This is a genomic window from Ottowia sp., from assembly GCF_016703145.1.
Classification (GTDB): domain Bacteria; phylum Pseudomonadota; class Gammaproteobacteria; order Burkholderiales; family Burkholderiaceae_C; genus Ottowia.
Window position 1 is genome coordinate 468,375 of the sequence record NZ_JADJCO010000003.1, and the last position, 12,111, is coordinate 480,485.

Here is a 12,111-nt window from a genome sequence, read left to right on the forward strand (position 1 = left end):
GTGCCAACAGCTATGTAAAATATAGCTTTCAGGATACTGGAAAGAAGCCGCGCCAGCGGCTCAGGGGGTCAAGTGACGACCCGGTCGATCAGCACGCCCAGCGCCGAATAAATCAGCGAACCAAGCAGCGCGGCGCCAAAGCCATTGACGTGAAAGCCCTGCAGCAGCCCCGAGGCGGCCCAGAACATCAGCGCGTTGATGACGAACAGGAACAGCCCCAGCGTCAGCAGCGTGATGGGGATCGTCAGCACCACCAGCACCGGGCGCACCACCAGATTCAGCAGGCCGATCACCAGCGCCGCGACCATGGCCGCGCCGAAGCCGGCCACCGCCACGCCGCCGTACAGGTAGGCCACCGCCAGCAGGGCAGCGGCCGACAGCAGCCACTTCAGGATCAGTCTCATGCGACCAGCATAGCGCGGCGCGGCGGCGGCTCAGGACGTTGCGACGCCGCCGTCGCCCGCAGTGGACGGCGCCGAGAGCCGCGCCCGCTCGGCATAGCGGTTGAAGCGCAGCGCCGTGCCCTCCCGCGTGATGCGGCGCCACACCGCGCGCTTGGCGCAGGGGCCGAGGGCGGGCCAGTGCTGCACCTCGTCCTCGGTGCGCCCGCAGCCCTTGCACACGGCGTCGCCCTGGCTGGTGGAGCAGATGGCGATGCAGGGCGTGTCCGGCGTGGTCGCGTACCAGGCCAGCCAAGCCTCGCGCGCGGGCACGGGCATGCGCTCGGCATGCACCTCATCCTCGTGGTGGAAGACCATCAGCGCGTACACCTCGGCCAGCGCCGCGACCTGGGGCGCCAGCGCCGCGCCGCCAGCGGCGGGCTGGCGCGCGCGCCAGTGGTTGATGGCGGCCTCGATGTCGGTGATGTGGATGGCGCCCATGCGATCGCTTCAATATTAATAGCTGTCGGCTCAATATCAGCGCTGGCTGAAAGCCGAAAATGCTTCAAACCGGCGGTCAAGGCCGGGCCGGCCGTGTTCAGCGTTGTCGCCGGCGCGCCGCCCAGGCCACGGCCGCCAGCGCCCACAGGCCCAGGCCCCAGGCCAGGCCCGTGGGGCCGCCGCCGCTGTCGCCGTCGTCGTCGTCGCCGCCTTCGACGGCGAGTTGCAGGCTGCGGTCGGCATCCAGCAGGCCGGGGCCACAGCTCTCGCGGGTGCAGTTGCAGGCGCTGTTCACGGCGTTGCCGGCGACGCAGGTCGGGTAGGCGCGGTTGGCCGGCGGGAAGTCGCGCGCGCCCGACTGGATGCGCGAGGCGATCCGCGCCGGCGTCAGCGCCGGGTTGACGGCCAGCATCAGCGAGGCCACGCCCGCGGCCAGCGGCGCCGCGAAGCTGGTGCCGTTCTTGGCAGCGTAGACGTGCTGCGCCGGCCCGCGCGTGCCGGTGTTGGCGGTGGAATACAGGCGCGCACCGCTGGTATCGGCGCCTCCGGAGCCACCGGGCGCCATGATGCCGACGTTGATGCCGTAGCTGGAGTAGTAGGTCTTCAGCCCGTCCTGCCGCACCGCGCCCACGGCCAGCACGCCGGCGCAGTCGGCCGGGCGGGTGAGGGGGCCGTTCTCGTTGCCGGCGGCCACCACCACCAGGGCGCCGGCGGCGCTCGCGTCGTTGATGGCCGACTGGTAGGCGTACGTGCAGCCCGTGCTGCCGCCGAAGCTGACGTTGATGACGCGCGCCGGGTGGGCGTTGCGCGGCACGCCCTGCACGGCCAGGCCGGCCGCCCAACGGATGCCGTCCACCACGTCGGACAGCCAGGCGCCGCACTTGCCCGACACGCGCACCGGCAGCACCTGGGCGCCCCAGCTCACGCCGGCGCCGCCCAGGCCGTTGTTGGTGGCGGCGGCGATCTGCCCGGCGATGAAGGTGCCATGCCATGAGCTGTCGTCGGCCGGGCAATTGGGGAAGCGGGCGCTGTTGGCCTCGGCCTCGGTCACCCAGTCGCCGGGGTCGGAGGCGTCGGCATCGCGGCCGTTGCCGTCGTTGGCGGTGTCCAGGTCGCTGATCAGGTCGTAGCCCGGCAGCAGCTTGCCCGCCAGGTCGGGGTGGCCGTAGAGCGCGCCGGTGTCCACCACGGCCACCACCTGGCCGGCCGCGCCGGTGGCGCGGTCCCAGGCCGGCGGCAGGTTGAGCGCGGCCACGCCGCCGGCCGCCGGCGTGCGCAGGTGCCACTGCGTGCCGTCGGTGTAGAAGGGGTCGCTGGGCTCGGCCAGGCGCTTCAGGCGCACGTCCGGCTCCACGTGCGCCACCTGCGCGTTCAGGCGCACGCGGCGCTCGGCCGCCTCCAGCGCGGCGCCGGACAGCGGCTGGGGAAAGTGCAGCAGGTGTCCCTGCGCGCCCACGCGCATCGGCGCTTCGCCGGACAGGCCGGCATCGGCGGCGACGGTGGCCAGGCGCTCGCGCTCGGCCTGCGCCGACTCGCGCCCGCCGCCGTCGGCGGGCTTGAGCTGCACGATCAGGCCGCGCGCCACGGGCGCATCAGCCGCCCGGACCGGCACGGCGGCCAGCAGCGCGGCGCACAGCGCGAGGGAAGAAAGGAGGGTGGGGTGACGGCGGCTCATCCATGGGTTGTAGCACGAGCGCGCGCGGGAGCACACCCTGACGGAGGGCGGCGCCGAACGAGGCAGCGTGGCCGCGCCACGGCTCGCGCTGCCCCGGCCCCGCGCGTCAGGCGGTCTGCCGGCGGCGCAGGCCCACGCGGCGGCGCACCAGCCCCGCCGCCATCTTCAATTGCAGCCGCCAGGTCGGCCGATGGCCCCAGGCGCTGGTCTGCGCGGTGTGCTGGACCTGCCAGGCTTCGGGATCGATCTCGTGCGCGCCGGCGCCGATCTCGAAGTCGAAGCCCGAGGGCGTGGCGCCGTAGAAGGAGAAGGTGCCGTCCGGCGCCGGGTGCTGGCCCAGGCCCAGGCTGATGGGCACCTTGCGCGCGCAGGCGCGTTCGTAGGCCAGGCCGATGTCGTGCAGGTTCGGAGCCTGCAGCATGAAGTGGTGCATCCGCTTGGACAAAGGCAGGTCGAACAGCGCCAGCGAATGGTGGCGGCGGTTGCAGTGCAGGAAAGTGCCGCGCACCTCGATCGGGCCGGCGCGGGTGGCCAGCCGCTCGGTCACGCCAAAGCCCGGCAGCGTGGTGTAGAAGGCCTCCAGCCGGGCCAGGTCGCGGCCGACCAGCACCGCGTGGCCCAGGCCCAGCCCCTGGCCAGTGCAGAAGCCCTGCGGGAAGGCTTCCGAGGCGAAGGACCGCGCGGCGGGCGCCAGGCCGGTGAACAGCTCCACCGCGTTGCCCTCCGGGTCGCGCAAGGTATGCAGGCGCCGCACCCGCCGGGCCTGGCGCAGTGCCGCATCGGCCGGCGCGGCGGGGAAGCCGGCGCGCTGCAGGTGCGCGAGCACGGCGTCGAGCGCCGCGTCGTCCGCGCATTCGAAGCCGATGGCGGCGATGTCGTCCGCCGGGCCCGGCCGGGCGATCAGGCGCTGGCAGGCAGAATCGATCTGCCAGCCCAGGCTGTCGTCCGCATTGGCGACCGGCGCGGGCAGGCCAAGCACGTCGCCGCAGAAGCGCTGCCAGGCCGGCAGGCGGGACACCTCGAACACCAGGTAGCCGAGGGCGAGAGGGGAAGCGGGCATGGCAGGCTCCTTTAAAATGTATGGAATGAGCATTTTTAAGTATTGTGTTGAAAATTGAATGGTATGTCAAATTTTCAAGGACTGTCCATCGCCGACCTGCCGGCTCCCCTGGCCGAGGCGCTGGCCTGGCAGCCGCCCGGCCTGGGCAAGCGCGAGCGCACGCGCCGGCAGTTGCTGCTGGCGGCGGTGCGGGTGTTCGGCGCGCGCGGCGTGGCGGCGGCCACCATCCAGGAAATCGCCCTGGTGGCCGGGATGACGCCCGGCACCGTCTACAACCACTTCGACACCAAGGACGCCATCGTGGCGGCGCTGGCCATGTGGATGGCGCAGGCGCTCAACGACCGCATCCTCCAGAGCCTGGACGGCGTGGCGGACGGCGCGCAGCGCACCGTGATCGGCCACCGCCGCCACGCCTGGCTGGCGCGCGAGAGTCCGCGCTGGTCGTTGCTGCTGCTGGAGGTTTCGGCCTCGGTCCCCGACGTGATGCACCACATCGCGCGATTCGCGCTGGCGGATCTGCGGCTGGGCATGGCGCAGCAGTCCTTCCACGTGGCCAGCGAGGGCGCGGCCATGGACCTGATCCTCGGCCTGGGTTCCCAGGTGATGCAGACCATGGCGGGGGGGCAGGCGGCCGCGCACCATGATGTCGCCACCGCCACCGTGCTGCTGCGCGGCCTGGGCATGCCGGGCGAGCGCGCCGCGGAGGTGGCGTGCCGGCCGCTGCCGGACTTTCCGCCGCTGGGGGCGCCGCCCCGGCACCCGCCCGTGGGGTCGGGCGCGGTGGCCGCCTTCGTGCCCACGGCCTGAACCGCGGCCCGGACGCCCGCCGCCGGCGCATTTGCTAGATTCGAGGCCGCCCGCGGCGCTGCCGCGTCCACCCCCCGTTCAGGAGAACCTCCCCATGATCCAAGTCGTCGCGGTCATCACCGCCAAGCCCGGGCTGCGCGCCCAGGTGCTCGAAGCCTTTGCCGCCAACCGCGCCGCCGTGCTGGCCGAGAAGGGCTGCATCGAATACGGCGCCGCCATCGACGCGCGGGGGCTGCCACCGTCCAAGGGCAGCGTCGGCGAGGACACCTTCCTGGTGATCGAGAAGTGGGCGTCGCTGGCCGACCTGCAGGCCCACGCCGCGGCGCCGCACATGGCGGCCTATGGCGCGAAGACCAAGGAGTGGGTCGAGCGCAAGATGATCCACATCCTCGAGCCGGTGTGAGCGTTCCGTTCATCCAGAAAAAAACGCGCCCGAGGGCGCGTTCTTGTTGCGAGGCACGGACGCGCCGGCTTATTTCGACGACACCACCCGCACCATGTCCAGGCAGCGGTTGGAGTAGCCCCATTCGTTGTCGTACCAGCTCACCAGCTTGACGAAGGTGCCGTCCAGCGCGATGCCGGCCTCGGCGTCGAAGATGCTGCTGCGCGCGTCGCCGCGGAAGTCGGTGGCCACCACCTTCTCGTCGGTGTAGCCCAGGATGCCCTTGAGCTTGCCTTCGCTCTGCGCCTTCATCTCGGCGCAGATCTCGGCGTAGCTGGCTTCCCTGGACAGCTCCACGGTCAGGTCCACCACCGACACGTCGGACGTGGGCACGCGGAAGGACATGCCGGTGAGCTTGCCCTTGGTGGCGGGCAGGACTTCGCCGACGGCCTTGGCGGCGCCGGTGCTGCTGGGGATGATGTTCTCCAGGATGCCGCGGCCGCCGCGCCAGTCCTTGTTGCTCGGGCCGTCCACGGTTTTCTGCGTGGCGGTGGCGGCGTGCACGGTGGTCATCAGGCCGCGCTTGATGCCCCACTTGTCGTGCAGCACCTTGGCCAGCGGCGCCAGGCAGTTGGTGGTGCAGCTCGCGTTGCTGATGATGGGCTCGCCGGCGTACTTGCCGCAGTTGACGCCGTGCACGAACATGGGCGTGTCGTCCTTCGACGGCGCCGACATGATGACCTTCTTCGCGCCGGCGTCGATGTGCTTCCGCGCCGTGTCCTTGGTCAGGAACAGGCCGGTGGATTCGATCACCACCTCGGCGCCGGCCTCGCCCCACTTCAGGCTGGCGGGGTCGCGCTCGGCGGTCAGGCGGATCTTCTTGCCGTTGACGACAAGGGTGTTGCCTTCCACCTGGATGTCGCCCTTGAACTGGCCGTGCACGCTGTCGTACTTGAGCATGTAGGCCAGGTAGTCGGGCTCCAGCAGGTCGTTGATGCCGACGACCTCGATGTCGGGGTAGTTGGCCACCGCCGCGCGGAACACCATGCGCCCGATGCGGCCGAAGCCGTTGATGCCGATCTTGATGGTCATTGCCATTTCCTTTTTGCTAGTTTATTGATAGCTGCTGGCGCAATGCCCATGCGGGCTTAAGGCCAAAATCATTCAAAAATCCGTCAGGCGCGGCGGCGCAGCGCGGCGCGCACGGTGTCGGCCACGTTGCTGGGCGTGAAGCCGAAGAAGTCGAACAGCGCGGGCGCGGGGGCCGATTCGCCGTAGCGGTCGATGCCGACCACGGCGGCGCAGCCGTACTTCCACCAGTAATCGGTCACGCCCATCTCGACCGCGATGCGCGGCAGGCCGGCCGGCAGCACGGCTTTCTTGTACTTCGCGTCCTGGCGGTCGAAGGCGCTGGTGCTGGGCATGGAGACCACGCGCACGGCGATCTTCCGCGCGGCCAGCAGCAGCTGCGCGGCCAGCGCCAGGTGCACCTCGGAGCCGGTGGCGATGATCACGGCCTGGGCCTTGCGCTTCAGGCCGGCGTCGGCCGGTTCGCTCAGCACGTAGGCGCCGCGCGAGATGTCGCCCAGGTCGCGCTTGGGCAGATAGGGCAGGTTCTGGCGCGACAGCAGCAGGGCCGTGGGGCGGTCCCGGCTTTGCAGCGCGCAGGCCCAGGCGATGGCGGTCTCGGCGGTGTCGGCGGGGCGCCACACGTCCAGGCCGGGGATCAGGCGCAGGCTGGCCGCGTGCTCGATGGACTGGTGCGTGGGGCCGTCCTCGCCCAGGCCGATGGAGTCGTGCGTGAAGACGTGGATGACGCGCTGCCTCATCAGCGCCGCCATGCGGATGGCGTTGCGGCTGTAGTCGCTGAAGGTCAGGAAGGTACCGCCGTAGGGAATGTGGCCGCCGTGCAGCGCCACGCCGTTCATGATGGCGGCCATGCCGAACTCGCGCACGCCGTAGTTGATGTGGCGGCCGATGCGGCCCTGGTCGTCGCGCACCACGCCGCCCGCTTGGTCGACGCGCAGCGCGGGCGTGCTGGAGGTGTTGGTCAGGTTGGAGCCGGTCAGGTCGGCGCTGCCGCCCAGCAGCTCGGGCAGGGCGGCGGTGAAGGTCTCCAGCGTGATCTGGCTGGCCTTGCGGCTGGCCACGGTCTCGGCCTTGTCGTGGGCGGCGACGGCGGCGTCCACCGCCACCTGGGCGAAGGACCGGGGCAGCTCGCCGGCCATGCGGCGCGTGAACTCGGCCGCCAGCTCGGGGTGCGCGGCGGCATAGGCGGCGAAGGCGGCGTCCCACTGGCCTTCGGCCTGGCCGCCGGCGGCCTTGGCGTCCCAGTCGGCGTAGACCCCGGCCGGGATCTCGAACGGCGGGTGCGGCCAGTCGAGCTTTTCACGCGTGAGGGCGATTTCCTCGGCGCCCAGCGGCTCGCCGTGCGCCTTGGCCGTGCCCTGCCGGTTGGGCGAGCCCTTGCCGATGTGCGTCTTGCAGATGATCAGCGTGGGCTGCGTGGCGCTCTGCCGGGCGCTGGCGATGGCGCGGTCCACGGCGTCCACGTCGTGGCCGTCGATGGGGCCGATCACGGCCCATTGGTAGGCGGCGAAGCGCAGCGCCACGTCGTCCACGTACCAGGGCGCCACCTGCCCGTCGATGCTGATGCCGTTGTCGTCGTACAGGGCGATCAGCTTGTTCAGCTTCCAGGCGCCGGCCAGCGCGCAGGCTTCGTGGCTGATGCCCTCCATCAGGCAGCCGTCGCCCAGGAAGGCGTAGGTGTGGTGATCGACGACCTCGTGCCCGGGGCGGTTGAACTCGGCCGCCAGCAACTTCTCGCCGAGGGCCATGCCCACCGCGTTGGCGATGCCCTGGCCCAGCGGGCCAGTGGTGGTTTCCACGCCCGGCGTCAGGCCCCATTCGGGGTGGCCGGCGGTCTTGCTGTGCAGCTGGCGGAAGTCCTTCAGCTCCTGCATCGGCAGGTCGTAGCCCGTCAGGTGCAGCAACGCGTAGATCAGCATCGAGCCGTGGCCGTTGGACAGCACGAAGCGGTCGCGGTTGGCCCATTGCGGGTGCGCCGGGTTGTGCCGCAGGTGGCGGCCCCACAGGGCCACGGCCATGTCGGCCATGCCCATCGGGGCGCCGGGGTGGCCCGACTTGGCTTGTTGCACGGCGTCCATGGCCAGCGCGCGGATCGCGTTCGCCATCTGTTGAGAATCGGCCATCGGGGGCGGCTCCGGAAAGGGGGCTGGGGTCGGGGAAAGCCCACGATTTTACCGGGCGCCGCGCGGGCGCGATCCGTACTACAGTGCGGCCCATGCAAGGCCTGCACCTCACCGCCGACCTGGCCGGCTGCCGCTGCGACGCGCGCTGGCTGACCGACGCCGGCGCGCTGCTGGCCGCCTGCGTGCAGGCCGTGCGCGCCGCCGGGCTGCGGCCGGTGGCGCAGTTCGCGCACGCCTTCGACGCCACGCCGGACGGCCCGGGCGGCGTCACCGCCACCGTGCTGCTGGCCGAGAGCCACCTGTGCGTGCACACCTGGCCCGAGCGGCGCGGCGCCACGCTGGACGTGTACGTCTGCAACGTCGGCGGCGACCATTCGGCGGCGGCCCGCCACCTGCTGGACGCGCTGCTGGCCCTGCTGGCGCCCGCGCGCACCGAGCGCCACGCGCTGCGGCGCGGCGCCGTGGCCGAGGCGGCGCCATGACGCGCGCCGCCGCCGCGCTGATCCTGGCCGCCGGCCGGGGCGAGCGCATGCGCCCACTCACCGACACCTGCCCCAAGCCGCTGCTGGCCGTGCGCGGCCGGCCGCTGCTGCGGTGGTGGGTCGATGCGCTGCGGCGCGGGGGCTTCGGCGACATCGTCGTCAACACCGCCTGGCTGGGCGAGCAGATCGAGGACTATTTCGGCCGTCAGCCCGCTCCCCCATTGCGCTATAAGCTATCAAAAAAGGAGTATCCGGCGATCCGCTTCTCGCCCGAGGGGCGCGACTTCGGCTACGCGCTGGAGACCGCCGGCGGCATCGTGCGCGCGCTGCCGCTGCTGGCGCCGGGGACCGACGACGTGTTCTGGGTCGTCGGCGGCGACATCTTCGCGCCCGGCTTCGTGTTCAGCCAGGAGGCCGTGCAGCGCTTCGCCGCCAGCGGGCGCCTGGCGCACCTGTGGCTGGTGCCCAACCCGCCGCACAACCCCCAGGGCGACTTCGGCCTGTCCGCCGACGGCTTGGCGCTGAACGAGGCACCCGCCCCTGCACCGGCGCCCCCCGGCGCGCCGGGGGGCGGCCGGCGCTTCACGTTCAGCACCGTCGCGCTGTACCGGCGCGCGCTGTTCGCGCCGCCGTGGTGCGGCATCATCCGCGGCAACCCGCAGGGCACCGCCGCGCCGCTGGCGCCGCTGCTGCGGAGCGCCATCGCCTCGGGCCAGGTCAGCGCGGAGCTGTACACCGGCCCCTGGACCGACGTCGGCACGCCGGAGCGGCTGGCGCAGCTCAACGCCGGCTGAGCCGCCCGGCGCGCCGCCGCCCTTGCGGGTAAGCTCGCGCGCATGAACACTCCCTACCGTGAGCGCCGCGCCCGCGCCGCCGCGCAACTGGGCGAGGGCGCCGTCGCCATCGTGCCCACGGCGCGGGTTCAGGTGCGCAACCGCGACAGCGACTTTCCCTTCCGCCCGGACAGCTACTTCCACTACCTGACCGGCTTCATCGAGCCCGAGGCCTGGCTGGTGCTGGGCGCCGACGGCCGCAGCACGCTGTTCTGCCAGCCCAAGGACATGGAGCGCGAGATCTGGGACGGCATCCGCCTGGGCCCCGAGGCCGCGCCAGCCGCGCTGGGCGTGGACGAGGCGTATCCGGTTCATGAACTGGACGCGCGCCTGCCCAAGCTGCTGGAGAACACCGCCACCGTCTGGTACCCCTTCGCCACCCACCCCGGGCTAGAGACGCGCGTGGACGGCTGGCTGGGCCAGGTGCGCGCCCGCGCGCGCTTCGGCGCGCTGGCGCCCGAGGGCCAGCGCGACCTGTGCGCCGTGCTGGACGAGATGCGCCTGGTCAAGGACGCGCACGAGCTGGACCTCATGCGCCGCGCCGCCGCCATCAGCGCCCGCGCCCACGTGCGCGCCATGCAGACCAGCGCCCGCATGCTGCGCGCCGGCCAGGACGTGCGCGAATACCACCTGGACGCCGAGCTGCTGCACGAATTCCGCCAGCACGGCTCGGAGTTCCCGGCCTACGGCAGCATCGTCGCCGCCGGCGCCAACGCCTGCGTGCTGCACTACCGCGCCGATGCCGCGCGCATCCGGGACGGCGAGCTGGTGCTGATCGACGCCGGCTGCGAGCTGCAGGGCTACGCCAGCGACATCACCCGCACCTTCCCCGCCAACGGCCGCTTCACCGGCCCGCAGCGCGCGCTGTACGAGCTGGTGCTGGCCAGCCAGCAGGCGGCGGCGGAGGCGACCCGGCCCGGCGCGCGCTTCACCGACCCGCACGAGGCCACGGTGCGCGTGCTGGCCCAGGGCCTGCTCGACCTGGGCCTGCTGGACGCGGCCAAAGTGGGCAGCGCGCAGGACGTGATCGCGCAGCGCGCCTACTTCCCGTTCTACATGCACCGCACCAGCCACTGGCTGGGCATGGACGTGCACGACTGCGGCAGCTACGTCGAGCCGTCCGAGGTGGGCCAGGTGAGCGAGCGGCGCGACCCGCTGTCGGGCGAGCTCATCAAGGACCGTCCCGCCCGCATCCTGCGCGAAGGCATGGTGCTGACCCTCGAACCCGGCCTGTACGTGCGCCCCGCCGAGAGCGTGCCCCGCCCGTTCTGGAACCTGGGCATCCGCATCGAGGACGACGCCGTGGTGACCGCCGGCGGCTGCGAGCTGATCTCGCGCGGCGTGCCCGTCGATCCCGACGCCATCGAGGCGCTGATGCGGGGGTGAGCGCCATTCCGCGCATCGTCTCCGTCAACGCAGGGGCCGCGCGGCCCCTGCGCGTGGCCGGCGGCCGCACGCTGCTGAGCGGCATCCGCAAGACGCCGGTGGCCGGCCCGGCCGCCGTGCGCGCGCTGGGGCTGGCGGGCGACGAGCAGGCCGACCTCAGCGTGCACGGCGGCCTGCAGAAGGCGGTGTACGCCTACCCGCGGGAACACCTGCCGTTCTGGCGCGAGCAGCGCCGCGCGCGCGGCGTCAGCCTGTTCGACGAGGCGCTGCCGCCCGGCTTCATGGGCGAGAACCTCTCGATCACCGGCCTGCTGGAACGGGATGTGTGGATCGGCGACACACTGCGCTTCGACGGCTCGGACTGCGTGCTGCGCGTGACCGCGCCGCGCGAGCCCTGCGGCAAGTTCTGCGCCGTGATGGGCTTCGCCGAGGCCGCTCGCGTGATGGTGCGCGAGGCGCGCTGCGGCTTCTACCTGGCGGTGGACACGCCGGGCGAGCTGCAGGCCGGCATGCCCTTGCACCTCACGCCCGGCCAGCGCGGGCTGTCGCTGGTGGAAGCGGTGCATGCCAAGTGGGCCAAGCACCGCAACTGAAGGATATTTGTGCCAAATCCGCCCACAGTCCGCTCCGATGCTGCGCTGAAAGCTATTAAAACAGAAGCAACCTCTTGCTTCCATTCGTCAGCGTCACCATGATCCGCGTCCAGGTCAACCAGGCCGTCTGCGACATCCAACTGGCTCGGCCGACGCGCCTGAACGCCCTCACCCTGGCGTCCACGCAGGCTCTGCTGGAGGCGGTGCGGGAGGCGCGCCGCGACGACGCCGTGCGCGCGCTGCTGCTCAGCGGCGAAGGCCGCGCCTTCTGCGCCGGCAAGGACCGGGACGACCCGGCCGGCCCCGAGTTCGTGGCCCTGCTGCAGGCGCTGGCCGAGGCCCTGATGGACTGCCCCAAGCCCGTGGTCGCCGCGGTGCACGGCTGGGCCGTCGGGGCGGGGCTGGAGCTGCTGCTCAACTGCGACCTGGTGCTGGCCGCGCGCGGCGCCCGCTTCATGCTGCCGGAAACCCACCTCGGCCTGTTCGGCACCGGCGGCGTGGCGGCGCTGCTGCCGCGCCAGGCCGGGCTGGGGCGGGCCAAGGGCATCCTCATGCTGGGCGAGGCATTCGGCGCCGCGCAGGCCGAACAGTGGGGCCTGGTGTGGGCCGTGCTGGAGGACGAGGCCGCGCTGCACGCCGAGGCGCGGCGCGTGGCGCGCCGCCTGGCCGGCGCCGACCCGGCGCTGATGGGCCGCCTGAAGGCCGCGCTGCACCGCGAGGCGGTGGGCGATCTGCAGGGTGTCCTGGCGCGCGAGGCGGACATCCACTGGCAGATGCGCTGATAGTGCGCGGACAGCTAT

Annotated in this window: 13 protein-coding genes; 7 read left to right on the top strand and 6 right to left on the bottom strand. The window is 72.2% G+C overall.

Going from position 1 to position 12,111, the window contains the following annotated elements; all coding sequences use genetic code 11:
* Nucleotides 1–68: 68 nt before the first annotated feature.
* From IPG65_RS05850 to IPG65_RS05865, 4 genes are all read right to left on the bottom strand, one after another.
* Nucleotides 69–404, bottom strand: a complete 336-nt coding sequence (locus tag IPG65_RS05850) for a phage holin family protein (RefSeq protein WP_293188314.1) — start codon at nt 402–404, stop codon at nt 69–71.
* Between the two features lie 30 nt (nt 405–434).
* A complete protein-coding gene (locus tag IPG65_RS05855) occupies nt 435–881 on the bottom strand; it encodes a DUF3717 domain-containing protein (protein WP_293188315.1) in 447 nt (148 codons plus the stop codon).
* A 97-nt stretch (nt 882–978) separates the two neighbouring features.
* Nucleotides 979–2,556, bottom strand: coding sequence for a S8 family peptidase (locus IPG65_RS05860; RefSeq protein WP_293188316.1), 1,578 nt, complete (start codon nt 2,554–2,556; stop codon nt 979–981).
* 106 nt (nt 2,557–2,662) lie between these two features.
* Nucleotides 2,663–3,616 (bottom strand): VOC family protein, encoded by a 954-nt coding sequence (locus IPG65_RS05865; RefSeq protein ID WP_293188317.1) that lies wholly within the window; start codon nt 3,614–3,616, stop codon nt 2,663–2,665.
* Between the two features lie 63 nt (nt 3,617–3,679).
* Between IPG65_RS05865 and IPG65_RS05870 the strand changes: the two genes are divergently transcribed.
* Together IPG65_RS05870 and IPG65_RS05875 are read left to right on the top strand one after the other, a co-directional pair.
* Nucleotides 3,680–4,423 carry a TetR/AcrR family transcriptional regulator gene (locus tag IPG65_RS05870; protein WP_293188318.1) on the top strand — a complete coding sequence of 248 codons (744 nt, stop codon included), beginning with the start codon at nt 3,680–3,682 and terminating at the stop codon, nt 4,421–4,423.
* A gap of 94 nt (nt 4,424–4,517) precedes the next feature.
* Nucleotides 4,518–4,826 carry an antibiotic biosynthesis monooxygenase gene (locus IPG65_RS05875; protein ID WP_293188319.1) on the top strand — a complete coding sequence of 103 codons (309 nt, stop codon included), beginning with the start codon at nt 4,518–4,520 and terminating at the stop codon, nt 4,824–4,826.
* 69 nt (nt 4,827–4,895) lie between these two features.
* Here IPG65_RS05875 and gap read toward each other — a convergent pair whose 3' ends face one another.
* Both gap and tkt read right to left on the bottom strand, forming a co-directional pair.
* Nucleotides 4,896–5,897, bottom strand: a complete 1,002-nt coding sequence (gene gap, locus IPG65_RS05880; RefSeq protein ID WP_293188320.1) for a type I glyceraldehyde-3-phosphate dehydrogenase — start codon at nt 5,895–5,897, stop codon at nt 4,896–4,898.
* Between the two features lie 83 nt (nt 5,898–5,980).
* The gene (gene tkt / locus IPG65_RS05885; protein WP_293188321.1) at nt 5,981–8,017 is read right to left on the bottom strand and encodes a transketolase; all 2,037 of its coding nucleotides are present in this window, start codon (nt 8,015–8,017) and stop codon (nt 5,981–5,983) included.
* A gap of 92 nt (nt 8,018–8,109) precedes the next feature.
* Between tkt and IPG65_RS05890 the strand changes: the two genes are divergently transcribed.
* From IPG65_RS05890 to IPG65_RS05910, 5 genes are all read left to right on the top strand, one after another.
* Nucleotides 8,110–8,499, top strand: a complete 390-nt coding sequence (locus IPG65_RS05890; RefSeq protein WP_293188322.1) for an S-adenosylmethionine decarboxylase family protein — start codon at nt 8,110–8,112, stop codon at nt 8,497–8,499.
* Nucleotides 8,496–9,293, top strand: coding sequence for a nucleotidyltransferase family protein (locus tag IPG65_RS05895; protein WP_293188323.1), 798 nt, complete (start codon nt 8,496–8,498; stop codon nt 9,291–9,293). The genes IPG65_RS05890 and IPG65_RS05895 overlap by 4 nt, the downstream gene beginning before the upstream one ends.
* A gap of 42 nt (nt 9,294–9,335) precedes the next feature.
* Nucleotides 9,336–10,718, top strand: a complete 1,383-nt coding sequence (locus IPG65_RS05900; RefSeq protein ID WP_293188324.1) for an aminopeptidase P N-terminal domain-containing protein — start codon at nt 9,336–9,338, stop codon at nt 10,716–10,718.
* Nucleotides 10,715–11,311, top strand: a complete 597-nt coding sequence (locus IPG65_RS05905) for an MOSC domain-containing protein (RefSeq protein WP_293188325.1) — start codon at nt 10,715–10,717, stop codon at nt 11,309–11,311. The genes IPG65_RS05900 and IPG65_RS05905 overlap by 4 nt, the downstream gene beginning before the upstream one ends.
* 74 nt (nt 11,312–11,385) lie before the next feature.
* The gene (locus tag IPG65_RS05910) at nt 11,386–12,093 is read left to right on the top strand and encodes an enoyl-CoA hydratase-related protein (protein ID WP_293188326.1); all 708 of its coding nucleotides are present in this window, start codon (nt 11,386–11,388) and stop codon (nt 12,091–12,093) included.
* Nucleotides 12,094–12,111: the final 18 nt, after the last annotated feature.

Excerpts from the sequence above, each read along its gene's own strand:
- IPG65_RS05850 (WP_293188314.1), bottom strand. The coding sequence starts at position 404 with ATGAGACTGATCCTGAAGTGGCTGCTGTCGGCCGCTGCCCTGCTGGCG.
- IPG65_RS05855 (WP_293188315.1), bottom strand. The coding sequence starts at position 881 with ATGGGCGCCATCCACATCACCGACATCGAGGCCGCCATCAACCACTGG.
- IPG65_RS05860 (WP_293188316.1), bottom strand. The coding sequence starts at position 2,556 with ATGAGCCGCCGTCACCCCACCCTCCTTTCTTCCCTCGCGCTGTGCGCC.
- IPG65_RS05865 (WP_293188317.1), bottom strand. The coding sequence starts at position 3,616 with ATGCCCGCTTCCCCTCTCGCCCTCGGCTACCTGGTGTTCGAGGTGTCC.
- IPG65_RS05870 (WP_293188318.1), top strand. The coding sequence starts at position 3,680 with ATGTCAAATTTTCAAGGACTGTCCATCGCCGACCTGCCGGCTCCCCTG.
- IPG65_RS05875 (WP_293188319.1), top strand. The coding sequence starts at position 4,518 with ATGATCCAAGTCGTCGCGGTCATCACCGCCAAGCCCGGGCTGCGCGCC.
- gap (WP_293188320.1), bottom strand. The coding sequence starts at position 5,897 with ATGACCATCAAGATCGGCATCAACGGCTTCGGCCGCATCGGGCGCATG.
- tkt (WP_293188321.1), bottom strand. The coding sequence starts at position 8,017 with ATGGCCGATTCTCAACAGATGGCGAACGCGATCCGCGCGCTGGCCATG.
- IPG65_RS05890 (WP_293188322.1), top strand. The coding sequence starts at position 8,110 with ATGCAAGGCCTGCACCTCACCGCCGACCTGGCCGGCTGCCGCTGCGAC.
- IPG65_RS05895 (WP_293188323.1), top strand. The coding sequence starts at position 8,496 with ATGACGCGCGCCGCCGCCGCGCTGATCCTGGCCGCCGGCCGGGGCGAG.
- IPG65_RS05900 (WP_293188324.1), top strand. The coding sequence starts at position 9,336 with ATGAACACTCCCTACCGTGAGCGCCGCGCCCGCGCCGCCGCGCAACTG.